Annotated in this window: 16 protein-coding genes; 9 read left to right on the plus strand and 7 right to left on the minus strand. The window is 34.5% G+C overall.

Annotation, left to right across the window (positions count from 1 at the left end):
- The first annotated feature begins 88 nt into the window (after positions 1-88).
- On the plus strand, positions 89-1,339 hold the full coding sequence (locus AC1RRN_RS19325; RefSeq protein ID WP_492968871.1) for an NAD(P)/FAD-dependent oxidoreductase: 1,251 nt from the start codon (positions 89-91) through the stop codon (positions 1,337-1,339).
- Between the two features lie 18 nt (positions 1,340-1,357).
- Here the strand turns inward: AC1RRN_RS19325 and AC1RRN_RS19330 are convergent, their stop codons facing one another.
- From AC1RRN_RS19330 to AC1RRN_RS19355, 6 genes are all read right to left on the minus strand, one after another.
- A complete protein-coding gene (locus AC1RRN_RS19330; RefSeq protein WP_492968872.1) occupies positions 1,358-1,963 on the minus strand; it encodes a hypothetical protein in 606 nt (201 codons plus the stop codon).
- Between the two features lie 171 nt (positions 1,964-2,134).
- On the minus strand, positions 2,135-3,835 hold the full coding sequence (locus AC1RRN_RS19335) for a sodium/sugar symporter (RefSeq protein ID WP_492968873.1): 1,701 nt from the start codon (positions 3,833-3,835) through the stop codon (positions 2,135-2,137).
- A gap of 234 nt (positions 3,836-4,069) precedes the next feature.
- Positions 4,070-5,149 carry a UDP-glucose--hexose-1-phosphate uridylyltransferase gene (locus AC1RRN_RS19340; RefSeq protein WP_492968874.1) on the minus strand — a complete coding sequence of 360 codons (1,080 nt, stop codon included), beginning with the start codon at positions 5,147-5,149 and terminating at the stop codon, positions 4,070-4,072.
- A gap of 17 nt (positions 5,150-5,166) precedes the next feature.
- Positions 5,167-6,327: a galactokinase gene (galK, locus tag AC1RRN_RS19345; protein ID WP_492968875.1), complete on the minus strand. Its 1,161-nt coding sequence runs from the start codon at positions 6,325-6,327 to the stop codon at positions 5,167-5,169.
- A complete protein-coding gene (locus AC1RRN_RS19350; protein ID WP_492968876.1) occupies positions 6,327-8,675 on the minus strand; it encodes a glycoside hydrolase family 2 protein in 2,349 nt (782 codons plus the stop codon). The genes galK and AC1RRN_RS19350 overlap by 1 nt, the downstream gene beginning before the upstream one ends.
- Positions 8,676-8,703: 28 nt before the next feature.
- A complete protein-coding gene (locus AC1RRN_RS19355; protein WP_492968877.1) occupies positions 8,704-9,759 on the minus strand; it encodes an aldose epimerase family protein in 1,056 nt (351 codons plus the stop codon).
- Positions 9,760-9,860: 101 nt separating this feature from the next.
- On the opposite strand from AC1RRN_RS19355, the gene AC1RRN_RS19360 reads away from it, so the two are divergent.
- Together AC1RRN_RS19360 and AC1RRN_RS19365 are read left to right on the plus strand one after the other, a co-directional pair.
- The gene (locus tag AC1RRN_RS19360; protein WP_492968878.1) at positions 9,861-10,859 is read left to right on the plus strand and encodes a GntR family transcriptional regulator; all 999 of its coding nucleotides are present in this window, start codon (positions 9,861-9,863) and stop codon (positions 10,857-10,859) included.
- A gap of 264 nt (positions 10,860-11,123) precedes the next feature.
- Complete coding sequence (locus tag AC1RRN_RS19365) at positions 11,124-13,178, plus strand: transketolase family protein (RefSeq protein WP_492968879.1); 2,055 nt, start codon at positions 11,124-11,126, stop codon at positions 13,176-13,178.
- A 197-nt stretch (positions 13,179-13,375) separates the two neighbouring features.
- Here the strand turns inward: AC1RRN_RS19365 and AC1RRN_RS19370 are convergent, their stop codons facing one another.
- Positions 13,376-14,065, minus strand: coding sequence for an NUDIX hydrolase (locus AC1RRN_RS19370; protein ID WP_492968880.1), 690 nt, complete (start codon positions 14,063-14,065; stop codon positions 13,376-13,378).
- Between the two features lie 363 nt (positions 14,066-14,428).
- Here AC1RRN_RS19370 and AC1RRN_RS19375 point away from each other — a divergent pair, with 363 nt between their 5' ends.
- The 6 genes from AC1RRN_RS19375 (at position 14,429) to araA (ending at position 24,328) form a co-directional block, all read left to right on the plus strand.
- Complete coding sequence (locus AC1RRN_RS19375; RefSeq protein ID WP_492968881.1) at positions 14,429-15,973, plus strand: alpha-N-arabinofuranosidase; 1,545 nt, start codon at positions 14,429-14,431, stop codon at positions 15,971-15,973.
- A gap of 11 nt (positions 15,974-15,984) precedes the next feature.
- On the plus strand, positions 15,985-17,964 hold the full coding sequence (locus AC1RRN_RS19380) for a glycoside hydrolase family 127 protein (RefSeq protein ID WP_492968882.1): 1,980 nt from the start codon (positions 15,985-15,987) through the stop codon (positions 17,962-17,964).
- A gap of 171 nt (positions 17,965-18,135) precedes the next feature.
- On the plus strand, positions 18,136-20,121 hold the full coding sequence (locus AC1RRN_RS19385) for an alpha-L-arabinofuranosidase family protein (RefSeq protein WP_492968883.1): 1,986 nt from the start codon (positions 18,136-18,138) through the stop codon (positions 20,119-20,121).
- A 170-nt stretch (positions 20,122-20,291) separates the two neighbouring features.
- Entirely contained in the window at positions 20,292-21,983 is a 1,692-nt protein-coding gene (locus tag AC1RRN_RS19390; RefSeq protein ID WP_492968884.1) for a ribulokinase, read from the plus strand.
- A complete protein-coding gene (locus tag AC1RRN_RS19395) occupies positions 21,967-22,668 on the plus strand; it encodes an L-ribulose-5-phosphate 4-epimerase (RefSeq protein ID WP_026982501.1) in 702 nt (233 codons plus the stop codon). Before AC1RRN_RS19390 ends, AC1RRN_RS19395 begins: the two co-directional genes overlap by 17 nt.
- 151 nt (positions 22,669-22,819) lie before the next feature.
- A complete protein-coding gene (gene araA, locus AC1RRN_RS19400; protein WP_492968885.1) occupies positions 22,820-24,328 on the plus strand; it encodes an L-arabinose isomerase in 1,509 nt (502 codons plus the stop codon).
- Positions 24,329-24,352: the final 24 nt, after the last annotated feature.

The raw sequence follows: 24,352 nt of genomic DNA on the forward strand, positions 1-24,352 counted from the left end.
ATTGTGCTAATTTAATTTTATTTATCAAAATAAATGTAGTTATTTTGATGAAGGCAAATGTAAGTTAATAATCGGTAACATTTTTATTATGACAAAGGAGTTTGTTGATGTTTTAGTGATTGGGGCAGGACCTTCTGGATGCGTTTCGGCATCTTATCTTCATAAAAATAATATTAAGATAAAAGTGGTGGAGAAAGCAAAATTTCCAAGACTTGTGGTCGGTGAAAGCCTTATTCCGCGAGTGATGGATCATTTTGCCGAAGCCGAACTTTTCGAAAGTCTCGATGCAATGAATTTTGAAAAAAAATTAGGAGCTCGTTTTATTAGAGGAGAAGAAATTTGTGTTTTCGATTTCAGTCAGAAATTTGGAGAAGGCTGGGATTGGACCTGGCAAGTGCCTCGCGCGGATTTTGACAATACAATGGCGGAGGAAGTAATTCGAAAAGGAATTGATTTAGAATTTGAATCAGAGGTTTTGGAAGTTTCTTTTGAAGGAAAAAATTCGAAAACCATTGTAAAAGACAAAGACGGAAATTTAAAAGAAATTCACGCTAAATTTATTATTGATTCAAGCGGATACGGCAGAGTTTTGCCAAGACTATTAGATTTGGATACGCCATCCAAATTAGATCCGCATTCTTCGATTTTCACACATGTAAAAGATATTAATAGAGAAGAAGGCGAGGAAGGAACTCAGATTTCGTTTGATATTTTAGAAACTCAGGTTTGGTTATGGGTGATTCCATTTTCGAATGGCAACACCAGTTTAGGCGTTGTGGGTCCGACGGATTTTATCAATTCACTTTCTGAAAATAAAGATAATGCTGAGGCTTTACGAAATGCGATTCAGAAATCAGATTATTATATAAAAAGATTTAAAGGAACCGAGTTTTTATTTGAACCGGTGAAACTGGAAAACTATTCAAGAGCTGTAAAAAGAATGTACGGCGACGGTTTTGCGTTAACCGGAAACAGCTCAGAATTTCTAGATCCTGTTTTTTCATCAGGAGTTGCTTTTGCTACCGAATCCGGAATGCTGGCAGCGAAATTATATATTAAAGAATCGCAGGGAATTGAAGTTGATTGGGAAGTTGAATTTACCGAATATATGAAACGAGGCATTGCTGTTTTTACCACTTACGTGAAAGAATGGTACACCGGAAATCTTCAGACTTTGTTTTTTCATCAGCCTGAAAACCTGGATGTTAAAGAAAAAATTTGCTCTGTATTAGCAGGATATGTTTGGAACGAAGAAAACCCATTTGTAAAAAAACACGATCACGTAATAGCAAATATGGCGTATTTACTGAATATGCAAAAAGAACAAAGCCCTGAATAATCAGGGCTTTTTTTTGTTTTATTTGAATGCTTTTTTCAATAAAAGTTTAGATAATGATTTGGCTGTTTTGGCGAATCCTTCTCCAATTCTGGTTTCATTGTTAAAGTTATTTCCCCATTGATCTCCTGGAGCTTCCATACTTGAAATTTCTAATAAAACATTAGATCTGTTAGCTGTTTCTACAAAAGTCAAAAGTGTAGTAACTTTTGCAGGTTGTTTCATAATTCCAGCATCCCAACCTGGGTAAATCCATACTGTTTTTACAATTAAAGTGTAAGGAGTATTTAATCCTTCCTGAAAATTTACGTTTTTACCAGCTTTGGATAATACAATATTTCCAATTTCTAAGAATTTTGGCGTCCAGATTTGTTCTTTTGCAACAACCCATCTTTTGTACCAAAGATTTCCGTTTCCTTTTGCTTTTTGGTCTAAATCGACTTTATGTTCTTCAACATATTGAGATTCTGGTTTTTTCTCTTTCATCATGGTGAAGCTGCTATAATCAAATTCAGTGTTTATTTCTGTTTGATCTTTTAGGAAATCAAAATTTCCATTTATAACATTCATGTCCTGAGAGAATGCTGCTCCGGAAATCAGGAAGAAAGCAAGTAATAATTTTTTCATTTTTTAATGGTTTGTTAGTTATTTTTTTTGCTTAAAATTAATTTAAAATTCGGTTTTGCAAAATAAATTTTCAGGGTTTTCGAGCTATAAAAATTCTTCTTACAAATAAAAAGAGGATACCAAATGGCATCCTCTTTTTGTCTTCAAAAAATAATATAGTAAAAAATTATACTACCAGAATTTAACGTACAAAGCCACAATAATCAATAATGTAATTACGATTAAAACTGTAGTTTGTGGTTTTACTTTAAACATTTCAGAGTCTATTTCAAACGCTTTTGGATTTACTTTAGGACCAGCGAAACTGATTCCGATCATCGCTAACATGGTAAAGAAGAATGATAATCCCATACAAATGTGGAAAGGAATTTCGTATACAGGAACACCGCCTATAACTTTTCCAGTAGGCCATGCGGTATATAGTAAAGTTTCGTTTCCGAATAACATTGGTGCATATTCGTTGAACAATACAGATAATAAGAATCCTAAAATTACACCCACAATTGCTGCAGTTCCTGTAGTTCTTTTCCAGAACATACCAAGGAAGAACATAGCAAATACACCAGGGCTAATGAAACCAGTATATTTTTGAATGTAAGTGAATCCACCAACGCCACCAATTCCTAAAATATCATTCCATGTAAATAAAACAGCTAAAAGCATCGCAGCAAAAACGGCAATTCTACCAATGTTTACCTGTTGTTTTTCACCTGCTTCTTTTTGAATGTATTTTTTATGAATATCTAAAGTATAAATAGTCGAGATACTGTTTACTTTTCCAGCTAATGAAGCTACAATTGCAGCAGTTAAAGCCGCTACAGAAAGTCCTTTTAAACCTGTTGGCAAGAATGTCAATACAGCAGAATAAGCTCCATCTTTTCCTCCAACTAATTGTGGTAAATGTCCGTTTTGGTATAAAACGTAAGCCGCGATACCTGGCAACATTACGATTAAAGGCATTAATAATTTTAACATACCAGCAAATAAAATACCTGTACGAGCAGTTTGCAAGTCGGCACCTAATGCTCTTTGAGTGATATATTGGTTACATCCCCAATAGTTTAAGTTGATAATCCAGATACCGGCAAGGTAAGACATCAAGCCCGGGAAAGTTAAGTATTTGTCAATTTCAAGTTGAGATGAAGTAGCAGTTGGTCTTGGAATAATCATTTTGAAATGCTCAGGAGCTTCTCTCAATAAAACTTTGAAACCTGCAATTGCATTTTCTCCAACTCCAAAATACTGTCCAACAGTTGTCAAAGCAATATAAGAAGTAACAAGTCCACCAATAATTAAAACCGCAACCTGAATTACGTCTGTATAAGCCACAACTTTCATTCCTCCAAGAGAAATGATTAAAGCAAATAAAGCCAATCCGATCATGATGACGTGAAGATATTCTCCACCAGCAAGACCGTTAATAGCTACAGCTCCTAAATATAGGATCGAAGTTAAGTTTACAAAAACATATAAAAACAACCAGAAAACTGCCATAATCAAAGCAGTAGATTCGTTATAACGTGTTTTTAAGAATTGAGGCATGGTGTAAATCTTATTTTTAAGATATACAGGAATAAACCAAACCGCTACAATAATAAGTGCAACAGCTGCAAGCCATTCGTAAGCTGCAACGGCAATTCCTAAAAAGAAACCTTCACCGCTCATTCCGATAAATTGTTCAGCTGAAATGTTTGAAGCAATTAACGAAGCTCCAATAGCCCACCACGTTAAGTTTCCTTCAGCCAAAAAGTAAGCTTTTGCATCGTGTTCGTCTTTTTTACGCTTACTGTAAACTGTGTAACCGTAGACGGAAACTACGATGAAATAAATAATAAAAACCGCATAATCTGCGAAAGCAAGGTTCTGGTTCATTGTTAGTAGTATTTTAAAAATTAGTATAGGTGATTGTTTGTTTAAAATTTTAAAAAATCAGCTTTTTTGTGGTTTTCTCTGACTAAATATATGATATGTGTTTTATTTTTGTTATTTTTTTGTCAAAATAAGAACGAAAGCCAAAAGTATAATAAAAATCTATATTTACACTACCTACAAATGTGTTTTTTACATTTATAGGTAGATTATTATGTTAAATTTTAAATAGATATTTTATTTTGCTCCAACTTTTTCGCCAACTGCTACTTTGGTTTTGTAATGCAGGTCTGATTGTTGTCTTAAAATCTCGGCACTTTTTTCAGGTGTGATATCACGTTGCGATTCACCTAACATTTCGTAACCAACCATGAATTTTTTAACCGTTGCAGATCGAAGCAAAGGCGGATAAAAGTGCATATGGAAATGCCATTCAGGATGTTCTAAACCATCTGTTGGTGCCTGATGAATTCCTGAAGAATAAGGAAAAGAAGTGCTGAATAAATTATCGTACTTAGTTGTTAATTGCTTTAAAATTTTAGCATAAGAACTTACTTCATCGGCTGTAAAATCAGTGATTTTTGAGATGGCTCTTTTACTTAAAATCATGGTTTCGTAAGGCCAGATTGCCCAGAAGGGAACTAATGCCACGAAATCATCGTTTTCGATTACGATACGACTTCCTGATTTTAATTCGGCCTGTAGATAATCCTGAAGAAGTGTTCTTTTGTTTTTGTCAAAATAGGTTTTTAGGCTATGATGTGTTTTCTCAACCTGAGTTGGCAATGATGATTGTGCCCAAATTTGTCCGTGTGGGTGCGGGTTGCTGCATCCCATAACACTTCCTTTATTTTCAAAAATCTGAACGTGATTGATATATTTGATGCTTCCTAAATCTGTATATTCTTTTTGCCATGTTCTGATGATATTCTCAATTCCGTCAAGGTTCATTTCCGGTAAAGTGAGATCGTGTCTTGGTGAAAAACAAACGACTCTCGAAATTCCCTGTTCTGGTTTTGCTTTAAAAAAGGTATGTTTAATATCTTCTTCAAAAATAATTTCTTCCTGTTTCATGGCAGCAAAATCATTTTCAAAAACAAAACTGCTGTCGTATTTTGGATTGTTTACGCCATTGGCACGAACATTTCCGGGACATAAATAACAAGTTGAATCGTATTTTGGTAAAGCTTCTGTAGCAATGGTTTCATTTTGTCCTTGCCAGGGACGTTTTGCACGATGCGGTGAAACTAATACCCATTCGTTAAGTAAAGGATTGAATCTTCTGTGAGGATCTTCGTTAATGTCAAAATTTTTCATTGTATTCTTTTGTGGTATTAAAGTAGTGTTGTTCCGTTAGATATTTTTACATCATAAAATTTTAATTCAATTCCAAATGTATCTAAATAAAGTTTTGAAAATTTACGTTTAACCTCATTTTCATGTCCTTTTTCGACTAAATTTATGGTACAACCTCCAAATCCGCCACCCATTACACGTGCTCCAATAATCGAATCGTCAGCTTTTGCGGTATCTACAAGCATATCCAACTCTTCACAACTTACTTCATATTCCTGCGATAAACCATAATGTGTTTCAAACAGCAATTGTCCTAAAAGTTTTATATTTCCTTTGTCCAGCGCCTCACACGCTTTTATAACACGGTTAATTTCTTTTACAACAAAATGAATTCTCTTAAAAACAACGGGAGTAAATTGATCCTGAATACTCAAAAGTTGCTCTTCAGAACAATCTCTGAAACTCTTTACTTCCGGAAAATGTTTTTTAATGATTGCTAATCCTTCTTCACATTCTAATCTTCTTGTATTGTATTCAGAGGTAAAAAGAGAATGTTTTACATTACTATCAAATAAAATAACCGAATAATCTTTAAAATCAGCATCGTGATATTCAAACTCTAATGTGTTGCAATCCAATTTTATTACTTTGTTTTCAAGTCCGTGTACACTCGAAAACTGATCCATAATTCCACAATTAATTCCTACCCAATGTTCGGCTTTTTGGCCCATTAAAGCGATATCAACTTTTTCAATTTTTAAACCGAAAAGTGCTGCGATTCCGAAAAGCATTCCGCACTCCAGAGCTGCAGACGAAGACAAACCGGAACCAACCGGAATATTACTGCTAAAAACACAGTTGAAACCTTCAAACGAAAATCCGTTGTCCTGAAGTTGCTTGACAACGCCACGAATATAATTAGTCCAAACGACATCGCTTAATTGAATTGATTCTGTTAAATCAAGTTCGAATTCTTCATTTAAATCAATGGCGATTATTTTAGATTTTTTGGTATTGTTTTTTTCAAAAGCAAAACAAATTACTTTGTCAATTGCTGCCGGTAAAACGTAACCGTCGTTATAATCGATATGTTCTCCAATAATATTGATTCTTCCCGGAGAAAGTACAATTTTTTGAGGAACAGATCCGAACGATTTCTCAAAAAATGCTGTGGTGTTTTGTATTAAAATGTCATTCATTATTTTGTAATTGTAATAGTGTTGTCTTTTAATTTTTGGGATGTAGCTTTTATTGTTATTTTCTTTTTTAGATTTTGAGTTTTAAGAATAATGGTGGCAATTCCGGCTTCAGCTTTTACTGGATTCTGACCGATAATTTCAGCATTTCGTTCGCTTAAAGCAAAAGTTATTTCGTCTGTTGCTGTTGGAATAACGGTTCCGTTAGCATCTGTGATTTTTGCATATACAAAAACCATATCCGGAAGATCAGGATTGATTTTTTTAGATGAAAGATCATAACTCAACTCAATTTTTGAAGCTCCTTCAGGTGTTTTCACACTGTTGGAAGCGACTTTTTTTCCATTAATAAATCCTTCAGCACGCAAAGTTCCGGCTTTGAATATTGGCAACTTAAAAATAAAAGGAGCATGTTCCAGTTTGTCGCTATTACTATTGATTGTTGGTTTTTCTTTTGAAACCAAAACATCATTTAAGTACAAAGCCACTTCTTCGCAATTGCTGTAAACGGTAACATTTAAAGGAGATTCTGCGGTCCAGAAATTGGCAATATTTACCATTGGTCCGGAAAATAATTTTTTATCCAAAACCACATTGGCATTGCGCTGACTTTGGTAAAAATAATAAGCGAATTTCGGAATTCTGAAAATATCGCTGATTCCTGAGCTCTCTAAATCCGGGCTGTAACCACGATTGTAATCGAACATAACCCAGTTGGCTTCTCCAATTGTAGATGCGCCTTTTCGGTTAGAATTGGATGCTTCCTGAAAATTGTAAGCCTGCTGTAAAAGTCTTTTTTCGCCAGCGCTTCTTAATTGACGTGATGTTCTTTCTTCTTCTTTTAAGTTTGCAAATTCAGTTTGATTGAAACCTGCATTTTGAGCATAATATTCCCAATCACCATATTCGGCAATAAAAATTTTACGATTTCCTTTGTTGTATTTTGTCCAGTAATCCGGAGCTTTCGCATGCTGACGCGCCGGGATAAATAAATCGTAATTTTCGTTATCAATCCAGCTGGCACTGTAATTATCTTCAAAAGGCAATTCTTCTTTTAAGGTTTTTGTTGCTGCTGCCATAAATGCAGCCGACATATTGGTTTCATTTAATGAAGGTTCCCAAAAAATAATACTCGGATGATTTCTATCTCTTCTGGCCATATCCCGAATATCCTGATAAGCATTTTTCTGGAATGTTTCTCCACCAAAAAACTGCCAGCCCGTTAAGCTGTTCATGACCAAAATCCCTAATTCGTCGCAGGCATTTAAAAAAGCTTCGGCATGCGGATAATGAGATAAACGAACAAAATCAAAACCAGCATTTTTAATTTTTACAGCATCACGATATTGCGCTTCATCTGAAATGGCATAACCTAAATAAGGATATTCCTGATGTTCATTTGTTCCGGTGATGTAAATTTTTTCGTCATTCAAATAATAACCGTCGGCTTTTAATTCTGATTTTCTGATTCCGATTTTTTCTGAATAAGAATCAACAATCTTTTTATCCGATACAATTTGAACTTCCAGTTGATATAAATTCGGATTATGAATTGACCATAACTTTGGGTTCTTCACAGAGATGTTCTGCATTAAAGTAAAATCTGAATTCGGCTTGACCGTAAAATTCTCCGATTTGAATTCGGTTTTTTTGCCTTTATTATCCGTCAGAATAAATTTCAAAGAAGCAGTTTTGTCACTTTCAAATTCATTTTTTAAATGTACCTGAACCGTTCCTGAAGCTTCTGTTTTATTACTATTTTTGAAGTTTACATAAATTCCGCCGCTTGCCACCTTATTCGCATTTACAGCATCAGTTATATGTAATTTTGAAGTGGTAATTAAATACACATTTCTATAAATTCCTCCGTAATAATTAAAGTCTAAATCCTTCAAAGGTTTTCCGGGTAAAAAATCCGGATTGTCTTCATTGTTGACTTTTACTTTAATCGTGTTTTCATTATTTAAATTCAAATATGTAGTAACATCCACCGTAAAAGGCAAATAACCACCTTTATGATTGGTTACTTTTTTGTCGTTGATCCAAACATCAGCTTCCTGCATTACGCCTTCAAAATAGAGGAAAGTTTTTTGATCTTTTGAAGTATTTACTTTGAATTTTTTCTGATACCAGGAATTGCCCTGAAACTGTTTTATTACTACTAAATTTTCAAGTCTGGCAGTATGCGGAATGGTAATTTTTTCCCAATCAGTTGCAGGAGTTTCTTCTCTTTTGAATTCCCAATCAGCACCAAAATTTACTTTTATACGCGATTGTGCCTGAGTTTTTTCAGCTGAAAAAATCAGAGTTAATAAGAATAGGAAAAATATTTTTTTAGAAATGACTTCCATTTAAATTGAGAAAAAGCTTTAAGAATAATTAATTGATACGATCAAATTTGTAAACTGTTGTCTGACGGTATTCTTCGCCTTTATTCAAAACTGAATTAGGGAAATGTTCCTGATTTGGTGCATCAGGAAAATTTTGTGTTTCAAAACAAATCCCGCTTGTTGTATGATATTTTATGTTTTCTTTTCCTTGAAGAATGTCAAAACAATTTCCACCCACATATATATGTACACTTGGCTGATCTGTGTATACGTCCATTTTCAGGTTGTTTTTCTCACTGAACAATTGAGCAACAACTTTATCTTTAGATTCAATTACAAAAGAATTATCGATAGAGGAAGGACAATTTCTTGGTGTTCTGAAATCGAAATTATGATTAGAAAGAGTGGTGAATTTTCCTGTTGGAATACCTTCAGCATCCGTTTCTAACATTTTAGAAGCATCGATATACATTTGCTGATTTATTACTGAAGTATCGTGACCGTCAAGGTTAAAATAACTATGATGGGTTAAGTTTATAACGGTATCTTTTGTAGTTGTGGCTTTGTATTCCAGTTTAAATTCGTTTTCCTCTGTCAAAGTATAAGTAAGATAAACGTGCATTTCCCCAGGGAAATTTTCATCTGAATCTTCACTCAGAAGTCCAAAAGTTATCGATGGATTTTCTCCGGAAATAATATCAGTTACATTCCAGGCTCTTCTTCCAAAACCAAAATTTCCGCCGTGTAAAGTATTCCCGTTGTTATTACCAACAAGCTGAAATGTTTCATTATTTATTGTGAAATTTCCTTTACTGATCCTTCCTGCATATCGCCCAATTGTGGTTCCGAAATAAGGAGCACTTGGTAAATTATAAGATGATAAATAAGATTCTAAAGTATCAAAACCTAAAACAACATCTACCAGTTTTCCGTTTGATGCAGGAACTTTCAAGGATGTAACCGTTGCACCATAATTAATAAGCTGAACTTTCATCCCGTTTTTATTGATCAATTCAAAAGAATGAATTTCTTCGTTATCAGGCATTAAACCAAACAATTTACTAGAAGACTGATCTTGAAAATGAGATATGTGTTTTATTTTCATATTATTTTTACCAAATGTGAAATCCAAAAATAGAAACATTCTGAATGTTTGCATACCAGTACCTACCAGTTTTTTGTATATTCGTAAAAAAATCAATTTTCATGAATATCATCTCAATTCAAAATAACCTTGGCTTGCCAAAATATAAACAGATTATTCTTTCAATTGAAAAGGCAATCGAAGAAGAGAAATTGGTAAAAGGAGACCGGCTTCCATCGGTTAATAAAGTTTGTTTGGCTTTTTCTTTATCGAGAGATACGGTTTTGTTGGGGTATGATGAATTGAAAAAACGAGGAATAATTTATGCCATTCCAGGTAAAGGATATTACGTGAAAAGCGTTGAAATTGCTATAAAACAGAAGGTATTTTTACTTTTTGACGAATTAAATATTTTTAAGGAAGACATCTATAATTCGTTTTTAAAAAACATTGGAAAAAATGTTCAGGTGGATATTTTCTTTCATCATTTTAATGCGCAGGTATTTCAAAAATTGATAAATGACAGCAATGGAAATTATACGAAATACATTATCATGCCGACTAATTTGAACGATATAGTCAGTTTGATAAAAACCCTACCAGTAAATGATGTAATTATTTTGGACCAGACCAATCCTGATTTAGAATCGTATCCGGCGATTTATCAAAATCATGAAAAAGACATTTTTGAAGGATTGGTAAAAGGAAAAACGAGGTTAAGCAAATACAAGAAATTGATTTTGATTTTTCCCGGATTCAGAGAGCCTTTAGGAATGAAATTAGGGTTTGAAGCTTTTTGTACCCAATATCATTTTGCCTCTGAAATTATAACTGAATTTACAGATCGCGAAATTACTTCAGGAGATTTATATATAATTCCGAATGATCGGGATTTGGTTCGTGTAATTGAAAATGCCAGAAATCAGAACTTGAAATTAGGATCTGATTTTGGAATTATATCGTATAACGAAACACCTTTGAAAAAAGTGGTAGCCAACGGTATTAGTACCATTTCGACTCATTTTGAAATGATGGGAAAAATTTTGGCCGAGATGGTCATTAAAGGAAATAATGTACAAATCGAAAATAAATCGGCTCTTATTATACGAAATTCTTTGTAGTTTTTCATTTTGTTTCTAAAGTAAACGATCATTATATCACAATTAAACTTATTTTTGTTTATTAAATATGTAAATTATTTGTAAAAAAAATAAGGATACTATTTTTTGTTTTCGTCAAGCTTTTTTATTTACATTTGCAAATGTAAATTTTACACTTATTATTTGTTTTGATTTTTATAAAGAGAATATATTTCCTTTTTATAAATGCTGCGAAAGAAATTTTAAAACCGCTATTAAACCACAAACCACTTAGATTACTTAAAAATGAACCACAAAATTGACCAATTAGCCGCAAATAACATTCGCGCTTTAGCCATTTCGATGGTCGAAAAAGCGAATTCAGGCCATCCCGGAGGAGCTATGGGCGGTGCAGATTACCTTCACATTTTATATTCAGAATATTTAAAATACGATCCGGACGATATGCATTGGATTTTTAGAGATCGTTTTTTTATGGATGCCGGTCACCTTTCGGCACTAATGTATTCCCAATATTATTTGTTGGGAAATTTCGAAAAAACAGACCTTCAAAATTTCAGGCAATGGGGTTCTGTAACACCCGGACATCCTGAAGTTGATGTAAAAAGAGGAATAGAAAATACTTCCGGACCATTAGGTCAAGGACATACGATGGGAGTTGGCGCGGCAATTGCGGCCAAATTCCTTTCGGCAAGATTTGAGAATTTATTCGATCATAAAATATACGGATATATTACAGACGGAGGTGTACAGGAAGAAATTTCACAAGGTGCCGGACGTATTGCCGGACATTTGGGACTAAACAATTTTATCTTGTTTTACGATTCAAATGATGTGCAGCTTTCGTCTATGACCGATGAGGTTACTAACGAAAACACCGCTATGAAATACGAATCATGGGGTTGGAAAGTGGTGACAATTGACGGACACGATCACGATCAGATTCGTAAAGCATTGAGAGACGCCAATAACGAATCAGAAAAACCAACTTTGATTATCGGAAAAACCATAATGGGAAGAGGTGCGGTTACCGCAGATGGTACACCTTATGAAGGACAAGTTGAACTTCACGGAAAACCAATTGGAGCAACTAAAGCCAATTTTGAAAAAACAGTATTGAATTTAGGTGCAAATCCTGAAGATTCATTTGCAATTTATAAAGAAGTAGCAGAATATTATGCGACTATTTTAAATCAAAAAAAGACAGAATCGGCTGAGAAAAAAGCAAAAATTTTGACTTGGGAAGGCCAGAATCCTGAAGCGGCTCAAAAGATAAAACAGTTTTTTAATGGAGATTTGCCAGCTTTAGATTTCAGTTCAATCGCTCAAAAAGAAAATGCAGCAACAAGAGATGCTTCGGCAGCTGTTTTAGGATATTTGGCTGAAAATTTAGAAAACATGATTGTTTCTTCGGCAGATTTATCCAACAGTGATAAAACAGATGGCTTCCTTAAAAAATCATCAGTATTAAAGAAAAATGATTTCAGTGGGGCCTTTTTACAAGCTGGTGTTGCTGAATTAACGATGGTTGCGATCGCGAACGGAATCGCGCTTCACGGTGGTGTAATTCCGGTTGTAGCGACCTTTTTTGTTTTTTCTGATTATATGAAACCTGCGATTCGTTTGGCAGCAATTCAGGAATTACCGGTAAAATATGTCTGGACGCACGATTCTTTCCGCGTTGGTGAAGATGGGCCTACGCACCAGCCAATTGAACAGGAAGCACAAATTCGATTATTGGAAAAAATCAAAAATCACTCGGGTGATCAAAGTTTGTTGGCGCTTCGCCCGGCTGATGCTATTGAAACTTCTGTAGCCTGGCAAATGGCATTGGAAAACAAGAAAACACCAACTGGATTAATTCTTTCCAGACAAGAAATTGCAGCTATTCCAGCAACTGGAAATTCAAGATTTGAAGATGCTTTAAAAGCAAAAAAAGGAGGTTATTTAGTTAAATCAAGTGAAGATCCTGCCATTACTTTAGTTGCTAATGGATCAGAAGTTGCGACGCTTATTGACGCTGCAGAAGAGTTGGAACACATCATCAAAATAAAAATAAATGTTGCTTCGATAATTTCAGAAGGACTTTTCAGATCACAGCCTAAAGCGTATCAGGAAAGTGTTATTCCGCATAATCAACTGGTTTTCGGACTAACAGCCGGACTTCCGGTTAATCTGGAAAATTTAGTGGGAAGCAAAGGAAAAGTTTTCGGATTGGATCATTTTGGATATTCAGCTCCGGCTTCTGTTTTGGATCAGAAATTCGGGTTTACAAGTAAAAATGCCTGCGAAGAAATTATGAAATATTTAGAGCAGAATAATTATAACATTTCAAAATAAAAAAAATCTGTGCTATCTCGTTTAATCCGTAAAACCCGCGGACGAATCGAATCTTAAAAGAAAATTTGTTTAGTTTTTTAATAGTAGTTTTTATTGAAGTAAAAACCCTGAAAGTTTGTAGTTTTCAGGGTTTTTTGTTTTTTATGAAATGCAGAAAAATACAAGTTTAATCTATAAAATCTGCATGAAATTTTAACTTATAAATTCAGCACAAAGTCATTTAGTAGTTTCTCTTCATATTTTTCTTTGTTGAAAGTATACAAATAAGAACCTTTTCGGGATGACTGCATGTCTTTTTCATCTAATTTATTCAAAATTTCTAATGAATTAATTTTGCTGATAAAGTTTCGTTTGTCTAATTCTTTGCTCAAAATAGCCTCATATAATTCTAATAATTGACGCATGGTGAATTTTTCAGGCAATAATTCAAACCCAATTGGTTTTATTGAAGTTCTGTAACGTAACCTTCTAATGGCATAATCTACCATTTCGTTGTGGTCAAAAATTAAGTTTGGAGCATCAGTTATACTAAACCATTGTGCATGATAATTTTGAATAAGTTCTGTATTGTGATTTTCAATATTAATCAGGGCATAGTAGGACACCGAAATGGTTCTTTCGACAGGGTCACGGTCAATTTCGCTATAGGCATATAACTGCTCCATATAAATATCGTGTAACCCGGTATAGGTATGCAATATTCTTATAGCAGCGTTGTCGAGTACTTCATCTCGCTTTAAAAATCCTCCAATTAAAGACCATTTTCCTTTTTCAGGTTCAAAATCCCTTTTAATTAATAGTATTTTCAACCCCTCATGGTCGAATCCAAAAATGATACAATCTACTGCTAATAGGACTTTATCAGCAGAGCTATAACTGTTTAGCATATTAAATATTTTATTGGTAAATATATAAACTTCTTACTAGGTTTCATAATTTATTAATGTAGTATTTACACTTATATAGATTTGTTATACTATTAATAAAAAGCCGTTAAAATGATTTCAACGTTTCCAGGTTTTTTATAGAACTTAAAAATAAAGAGTTCACACATATAAAACTTCTAAACACAAACTTTTATTAAAAAATTATGGAATATGTTTTTTGCAACCAGTTGTTTTAATGAAATTAATTTGTTTTTAAGATTTTTTTTTACTTAAATTTACAAATGTTAAAAAAACACTTATTAATGATGAGCTAAAATCTCCATAAATAAGTTTTATAAACTACTATCAAATAACCACAACCACATGAAAAAAACACTTTTAATATTCATTGCTATATTTTGTATACATACAATACAGGCACAAAAAGATTTAACCATCATAACGATAAAAAATGATGAGGCATCGCCTGTTATTAATAAGAATATCTATGGTCATTTTGCAGAACATTTAGGCAGGTGTATTTATGGCGGATTTTTTGTTGGCGACACATCAAAAATCCCAAATACAGCTGGTGTTAGAAATGATATTATTACGGCCTTAAAAGATTTAAAAATTCCAAATTTAAGATGGCCTGGAGGATGTTTTGCGGACACTTATCATTGGAAAGACGGAATTGGGCCCAAAGAACAAAGACCAACAATTGTAAATCAATGGTGGGGAGGTGTAACAGAGGATAACAGCTTTGGTACACATGATTTTTTAAATCTTTGCGAAGTACTAGGTGCAGAACCCTATTTGTCAGGAAATGTTGGAAGCGGAACTGTTCAGGAATTTGCTGATTGGATTCAGTATGCCAATTTTGGAGGTAAAAGTCCAATGAGCGATTTGCGAAAAAAAAATGGAAGAACGGAGCCATGGAAAGTAAAATTTTGGGGAATTGGAAATGAAGCCTGGGGTTGCGGCGGTAATATGACGGCAGAATATTATGCAGGTGAATATCGAAAATTTGCCACATTTATGGCCGATTGGAATAATACCGGTGGTATAAATCGTATCGCATCAGGAGCAAATAGTAGTGACTACAATTGGACCGAAGTTTTAATGAAAAATATTCCACTCAATATGTTGGGAGGAATTGGCGTGCATCATTATTCAGTAATTGACTGGAAGAAAAAAGGAGACGCGGTTAATTTTTCTGAAGAAGAATATTTTAAAACCATGAAACAGGCTTTAAAAATGGAAGAATTAGTTACAAAACATACCGCCGTTATGGATAAATACGATCCTGAAAAAAAGGTTGCCATGGTTGTAGATGAATGGGGAGGATGGTACAATGTTGAAAAAGATACAAATCCAGGATTTTTGTATCAGCAGAATACTATTAGAGATGCAGTTTTAGCAGGAGCGACATTAAATATTTTCAATAATCATGCAGACAGAGTGCGAATGGCAAATTTGGCGCAATGTGTAAACGTTTTGCAAGCGGTAATTCTTACTGATAAAACCAAAATGATTCTCACTCCTACCTATCATGTAATGAAAATGTACAGCGTGCATCAGGATGCTAAATTATTGCCGTTAAATTTTACTTCTCCAAATTATGCGTTTAACGGAGAAACACTTCCTGCCGTTTCAGCGTCAGCTTCAAAAGATAAAAATGGTGCAGTCCATATTTCATTAGTGAATGTTGATGCAAAAAATAAAAACAAAATTGAAATTGATGTTAAAGATCTGGGCGTTAAAAATTTTACAGCTACGGTTCTAACATCAGCTAAATTGCAAGATTACAATTCATTTGATACTCCAAATAAAATTGTACCGACTGTTTTTAAAGGTTTCGAAAACAAAAAAGGAAAACTTGAAATTACGATTCCTCCTTATTCTGTTGTGGTTTTAGAAGGAAAATAAAAGATAGAAAAATGAAAAAATACACTTTTTCAATACCCGTTTTTTTATCGCTTCTGATTTTGATTTCCTGCAAAGAAACCAAAAATGATGTAGTGCAATCCAATAAAACTTCGGTTTTGAAAACAGGTTATGAAATTGAACCAATCAACATTCAAAATGTGAAATTGACAGATTCTTTTTGGCTGCCGATCATTAAACGAGTGCAGGAAGTTACCATTGCTTATGCGATTCAAAAATGTAATGAAGAAGGTCGTTTTGAGAATTTCTTAATAGCAGGAAAACAAAAAACCGGAGAAGTAAGAGGGCAAATGCCTTTTGACGATACTGATGTTTATAAAATTATTGAAGGCGCTTCGAATACATTAATTTCTGCTCCAAATCCGAAATTAGAAAGAGTTTTAGATTCCTTAATTGCCATTGTAAAAATTGGTCAGGAAAAAGACGGTTACTTAACAACCTGGAGAACAATTAATCCTGCAAAACCGCCATGTACCTGGGTTCCGGTTATTGAAGGAAAACGTTGGGAATCTTTACAAATCAGTCATGAATGTTACAACGCCGGACATTTAATTGAAGCCGCTGTGGTACATTATGAAGCCACGGGAAAAAGAAATTTCCTGGACATTGCCATCAAAAATGCCGATTTATTTGTGAAAACTTTTGGCGATGGTCCGGGTCAGGTAAAAGGCGTTCCCGGGCATCAGATTGTAGAAACGGGTTTGATCAAATTGTATCAAATTACCGGAAAAGAAGATTATCTGAAACTGGCGAAATACTTTTTAGACAATCGCGGAAATCCAAACAATCATAAATTATACGGCGAATATGCGCAAGATCATATGCCGGTTGTACAACAAAATGAAGTAGTTGGTCATGCGGTAAGAGCTGTTTATATGTACGCAGGAATGACAGATATTGCCGCCATGACAAAAGACAAATCATATGAAAATGCCGTAAATAATTTATGGAATAATATGGTAAACAAAAAAATGTACATCACAGGCGGAATTGGTTCAAGACACGACGGCGAAGCATTTGGAACCAATTATGAATTACCAAATTTAACTGCTTATAACGAAACCTGCGCGGCAATTGGCGATGTGTATTGGAATCACAGACTCCATAATTTATACGGAAAATCAGAGTATTTTGATGTCATTGAAAGAACAATGTACAACGGATTAATCTCCGGAATTTCATTGACAGGAAAAGAGTTTTTCTACCCAAATGCCTTAGAAGCTGATGGTGTTTTTAAATCAAACAGAGGTTCTTGCACACGTCAGGCCTGGTTTGATTGTTCTTGTTGTCCAACAAATTTAATTCGCTTTATTCCATCAATTCCGGGATTGATTTACTCCAAATCAAATGATGTTTTGTATGTGAATTTATATGCTTCAAACCATGCCTCTTTTAAGGTTGGTAAAACCGATTTACAAATTTCTCAGCAAACAGATTATCCTTGGAATGGAAAAGTAGTCATTTCGGTTAACCCGAAAAAAGAAAGTCAATTTACAATCAAACTTAGAGTTCCGGGTTGGGCAAGAAATGAAGTTTTGCCGGGCGATTTATATTCTTATAAAAAAGCTTCAACTCAAAAATCAACAATTAATCTGAACGGAGAAACATTGGCAATTCAACCTCAAGATGGTTATTTCGTTATTACCAGAAACTGGAAAAAAGGAGATAAAATCAATCTTAATTTTCCAATGGAAGTTCAGGAAGTGGAAACTAATTCAAAAGTTAATACCAATAAAAACAAAGTTTCATTAGAATACGGACCAATCGTTTATGCAGTTGAAGAAATTGACAACAAAAACAATTTTTATCAGATAAATGTGAGCTCTTCAGATACTTTCAAAGTAAAAAAAGAAGCGAATTTGTTGGATGGAGTAAATGTGATTGAAAATTCAAAATTTAAAGCAATTCCTTATTATTCATGGTCTAACCGAGGCATAGGAAAGATGAAAGTTTGGCTGGATTATAAGAATTAAGAGCATAGAATATAGAAAATAGAGTCAAGAAGAAAGAAGCAAGATAATGTTACAGATTAAAGGATTAAAAAATAAATCTGCTTGATCTGTAAAATCTGCGAGAAACAAAAAAATAAAATCCGTTTTAATCCGCGTTATCAGCGTGCCATAAAACACATTAAACAAATAAAAATGAAGTCCAATTTAATTACCAAAATTACCCTTTGCGGTTTATTGCTTAACGGTTTTTATGTATCGGCACAAAAAAATAATTTTCAGGTTGATGCTGCCAAAACAGTAACCAAAATTCAGCCAACGATGTACGGAGTATTTTTTGAAGACATCAATTTTGCTGCTGATGGAGGTTTGTATGCTGAAATGATTAAAAACAGATCGTTTGAATTTGAAATGCCGATGATGGGCTGGAGCGAACCAAATAGCAACCGACACAAATTAAATGAACAATCCGGAATTGCTAAAATCGTTCAGTATTCTCAAAAAGGAACGAATCATAATTATTGCAGGATTTCAATAAATGATGCCAATGGTTATGAATTGATTAATGAAGGTTTCAGAGGAATGGGAATCAAAAAAGATCTCAAATATAATTTGTCTTTAAAAGCTTTACAAGAATCGGGAAATATTTCTAAAATCAAGATTCAGTTTATAGATAAAGATAAAAAGGTTTTGGGCGAAACATCCATTATCCCAACATCAAAAGACTGGTCAAATTATACGGCACAATTAACCGTAACGACAACGGAGGCAAAAGCAAAAATCAGAATCACTTTTGAAGGTAGCGGAGTAATTGATTTAGATGCTATTTCGTTGTTTCCGGAAAATACCTGGAAAGGAAGAAAAAACGGACTTCGTAGTGATTTAGTACAACTATTATATGATTTGAAGCCAGGATTTTTACGTTTTCCCGGAGGATGTATTGTTGAAGGAAAAACATTGGCGTTGCGTTACCAATGGAAAAAATCGATTGGAAATGTAGAAGACAGAGAAACGATGATCAACCGTTGGAACACGGAATTTGCACATAAACTGGCTCCGGATTATTTCCAGAGTTTTGGTTTAGGATTCTATGAATATTTCCAACTTTCAGAAGATATTGGAGCTTCTCCATTACCTATTTTAAGCTGTGGAATGGCGTGCCAATTTAATACAGGCGAATTAGTTCCGATGGATCAAATCGATCCTTATGTACAGGATGCTTTGGATTTAATTGAATTCGCAAACGGAGATTTAAATACGGCTTGGGGAAAAGTCAGAGCCGATATGGGACATCCAAAACCTTTCAATTTAAAATTCATAGGAGTTGGAAATGAACAATGGGGACCAGATTATATCGAGCGTTTCAAAGTGTTTCAAAAAGCCATCAAATCAAAATATCCAAATATTACCATTGTGTCCGGAACGGGACCATTTCCTGATGGAGATTTCTTTGATTATGGCATGACCGAACTCAAAAAACTAAATGCAGAAATCGTAGACGAACATTATTACAAAGATCCGGCCTGGTTCAGAAAAAATGTAACGCGTTACGACAATTATGACCGTAAAGGACCAAAGATTTTTGCTGGAGAATATGCAGCTCAAAGTGTAGCGATCGCAAGTCCGTTAAACAAAAACAATTGGGAATGTGCATTTTCGGAAGCCGCTTTTATGACTGGAATGGAACGTAATGCTGAGGTTGTTCATTTGACATCTTATGCGCCTTTGTTGGCACACGTAGAAGGCTGGCAATGGACACCGGATATGATTTGGTTCAATAATTTACAATCGTACGGAACGCCAAATTATTATGTTCAGAAATTATTTTCGAACAATAAAGGAACCGATTTAATCACGATTACAAATGATGAAAAACCCGTTACAGGACAAAATGATTTGTTTGCATCGGCAGTAAAAGATGTGAATTCTAAAGAGGTTATCTTGAAAATTGTGAACACCGCTGCAGCAGTTCAAAATGTTTCAATTGATATAAAAGGAGCAAAATTAGCAGCAAAAGGAACTGCAATAATCTTAAAAGGTGAAGGAATAAATGATGAAAATTCTTTTGAAGCACCAACTAAAATTAGTCCTAAAGAGAGCGAATTTAAGTTGAATGGAAGTAAAATTAAATATGATTTTCCGGCATACTCGGTTACAGTTTTAAAGATAAAGATGAAGTAATCGCAACAGAATAAATGTAAAACCAACGTTTATTTCTTGTTTTGATCTTAAATGCTTGTTTTAATGCATTATTTATAAAAATTAAAAAGCATATTTATTGTTAAGTGTTTTTTATACACTTATAAAATATTTATAATTATATTTGTCGTCATTAAAAAAATGAATTTCGAATGAAAAATTACGTTATAGGATTGGACTACGGAACAGATTCTGTTCGAGCGGTGCTGATAGATACTGAAAATGGGCAGGAATTAGCATCGAATGTTTCTCATTACAAAAGATGGAAAAACAAACAATATTGTGACGCGTCAATAAATCAGTTTCGTCAACATCCTTTAGATCATATCGAAGGATTGGAAATTACGATTCAAACTGTTATAAAAGAAAGTAAAGTTGATCCATCATTAGTAAAAGGGATTTGTATTGATACAACAGGATCTTCTCCAGTTCCGGTTACAAAAGATGGAATTCCATTAGCATTAACAAAAGGTTTTGAAGAGAATCCAAACGCAATGATGGTGTTATGGAAAGATCATACTTCGATAAACGAAGCAAATGAAATCAACGAATTGGCAGTAAGCTGGGGCGGAGAAAATGTAACAAAATATGTAGGTGGAATTTATTCATCAGAATGGTTTTGGGCAAAAATCCTGCACATTGCCAGAGAAGATGAAGCCGTTAAAAATGCTGCCCATACCTGGATGGAGCACTGTGATTTAATGACCTATTTACTAATTGAAGATAAAGATTTAAAAACATTCAAAAGAAGCCGTTGCGCAGCAGGACATAAAGCCATGTGGCACGAAGACTGGAATGGCTTGCCACCGGTTGAATTCTTAGAAAAACTACATCCGTATTTAGCACAGCTTCGTGGTAATTTATATGATGAAACCTATACATCTGATTTAGTTGCCGGAAATTTAAGCAAAGAATGGGCAGACCGTTTAGGACTTTCGACAGATACTGTTGTTGCCGTTGGAACTTTCGATGCACACTCTGGCGCAGTTGGAGCTAAAATTGGAGAAAACACTTTAGTTCGCGTTATGGGAACTTCAACTTGTGATATTTTGGTTGGTTCTTACGACGAAGTGGGAACAAAAACCGTTCGTGGAATCTGCGGACAAGTTGATGGTTCTGTAATTCCGGGCTTTATTGGTTTAGAAGCGGGACAATCTGCTTTTGGAGATTTATTGGCCTGGTACAAAGAATTATTAATGTGGCCGACGGAACATTTATTAGGTTCTTCATCACTTTTAAATGACGCTCAAAAAGAACAATTAAGAGAAGAATTCAGTGATAAATTAATTGTTGAATTAACAAAAGAAGCAGAGAAAATTCCGGTTTCAGATAGTCTTCCAATTGCGTTGGACTGGATTAACGGAAGAAGAACTCCAGATGCCAATCAGGAACTAAAAAGTGCAATTTCAAATTTATCTTTAGGAACAAAAGCACCACATATTTTCAAAGCTTTGGTAAACGCAATCTGTTTTGGAGCGAAGAAAATTGTAGATCGTTTTGAAGAAGAAGGCGTAAAAATTGACAGCGTTATCGGAATTGGTGGTGTTGCCCGTAAATCTCCTTTTATCATGCAGACTTTGGCTAATGTTTTAAATAAGCCAATCAAAATTGCAGCTTCAGATCAGACTCCAGCTTTAGGAGCGGCGATTTATGCAGCCGTTGCAGCCGGAATTTATCCAAATGTAATCGAAGCAAGTCAAAAAATAGGAAGCGATTTTGACGGAGAATATTTCCCTCAATTAGATAAAGTAGCAGCGTATAACAAATTGTTAATCGCTTACGATCAATTAAGTGCTTTTGAAGATCCAACTATAAAAACACCGAAACATGAGTTCTCTTTATAAAGATTTAAAACAAGAATGTTACGAAGCCAATATGCAGTTAAATGCATTGAATTTGGTTGTCTACACTTTTGGAAATGTAAGTGCCGTGGACAGAAAAAATGGTGTTTTTGCCATTAAACCGAGCGGTGTTCCTTACGAAGATTTAAAACCAGAAGATATTGTGATTGTCGATTTTGATAATAATGTTATCGAAGGAACAATGCGTCCGTCATCTGATACAAAAACACACGCATACTTATATAAAAACTGGCCAAACATTGGTGGTGTTGCGCATACACACGCAACTTATTCAGTGGCTTGGGCACAATCGCAACAAGATATTCCGATTTTCGGAACAACGCATGCCGATCATTTAACAGCAGATATTCCGTGCGCGCCGCCAATGGCAGATTCGCTTATAGAAGGAAACTATGAACACAATACCGGAATTCAGATTTTGGATTGTTTCAAAGAAAAAAATCTTTCTTACGAAGAAGTAGAAATGATTTTGATAGGAAATCACGGTCCGTTTGCCTGGGGAAAAAACGCAGCAAAAGCGGTTTACAACAGTAAAGTTTTAGAAGTAGTTGCCGAAATGGCGTACTTGACTTTGCAAATAAATCCAAATGCTCCAAGATTAAAAGATTCATTAATAAAGAAACATTACAACCGCAAACACGGAAAAGATTCGTATTACGGACAATAATGATTTTAGATTTTAGAGTGTAGATTTTAGAGTGTAGATTTTAGATTAAAGAAAATAGAATAAAGAACAAAGAGAAAAGATTTTCGTTAATCGTGAATTTTTAGATAAAGAAAAACGATTTGACGATTAAACAAATAAACGATTAAACAAAATGATAGATATATCTCAAAAAGAAGTATGGTTTGTAGTAGGAAGCCAGGAATTATACGGTGAAGAAACACTTAGAAAAGTAGCTGAACATTCTCAGATAATTGCAAAAGGATTAGACGCTTCATCAAGTATTCCAGTGAAAGTGGTTTACAAAGATGTGGTGAAATCGCCTTCGCAAATTTTAGATGTTTGTTTGGCTGCGAATTCAGAGAAAAACTGTATCGGAATTATTGCCTGGATGCATACTTTTTCACCAGCAAAAATGTGGATTGGTGGTCTAAGTATTCTGAAAAAACCATTATGTCATTTGCATACACAATACAATGCTGAAATTCCGTGGGGATCTATCGATATGGATTTCATGAACTTGAATCAATCTGCTCACGGAGATCGTGAATTTGGTTTCATCATGTCAAGAATGCGTAAAAAACGTAAAGTTGTCGTTGGACATTGGGAAGATGAAAGAGTTCAGAAAAAATTAGGAATCTGGTCAAGAGTCGTTTTAGGATGGGACGAACTTCAAAACTTAAAAGTAGCTCGTATTGGTGACAATATGCGTGAAGTTGCCGTAACAGAAGGCGATAAAGTGGAAGCTCAAATTCGTTTTGGAGTTTCAGTAAACGGATTCGATTCTTCAGATGTTACCAAACATATTGAAAAAGTAACCGACAAACAATTAGCTGATTTATTAGCAGTTTACGAACAATCATATACTTTAACTGATTCTTTAAAAGAAGGTGGCGCGCAAAGAAGCTCTTTAGCGGAAGCGGCAAAAATTGAATTAGGATTAAGAGCTTTCCTTGAAGAAGGAGGTTTTGGCGCTTTTACAGATACATTCGAAAATCTTGGTGTTTGGAAACAACTACCAGGAATTGCAACGCAAAGATTAATGGCCGATGGTTATGGTTTTGGTGGAGAAGGAGACTGGAAAACAGCTGCAATGGTTCGTGCTTTAAAAGTGATGAATATTGGTTTAGAAGGTGGAACTTCATTCATGGAAGATTATACATACCATTTCACACCACAAAAATCATACGTTTTAGGTTCTCATATGTTGGAAATTTGTCCATCAATTGCAGATGGAAAACCTTCTTGTGAAGTACACCCATTAGGAATTGGAGGAAAAGAAGACCCAGCTCGTTTGGTATTTAATTCACCTGCAGGAGATGCAATCAATGTTTCTTTGGTTGATATGGGAACGCGTTTCCGTTTAATTGTAAACGAAGTGGAAGCTATAAAACCAATGGCTGAATTACCAAAGTTACCAGTTGCAAGAGTTTTATGGGATTGTAAACCAAACCTGGATATCGCAGCTACAGCCTGGATTTTGGCTGGTGGAGCGCATCACACTGTTTACAGTCAATCATTGACAACTGAATACATGGAAGATTTCGCTGATATCGCTGGAATTGAACTATTGGTTATTGACGAAAAAACTACCGTAAGAGAGTTTAAAGATAAAATTAATGCTAACGAAGCGTATTATCATTTGTTTCAGCATGGACTTTAAATTAGTCAAAAGTCTAATGTCATA

The sequence above is a fragment of the Flavobacterium sp. GW821-FHT11G01 genome (genome assembly GCF_058808175.1).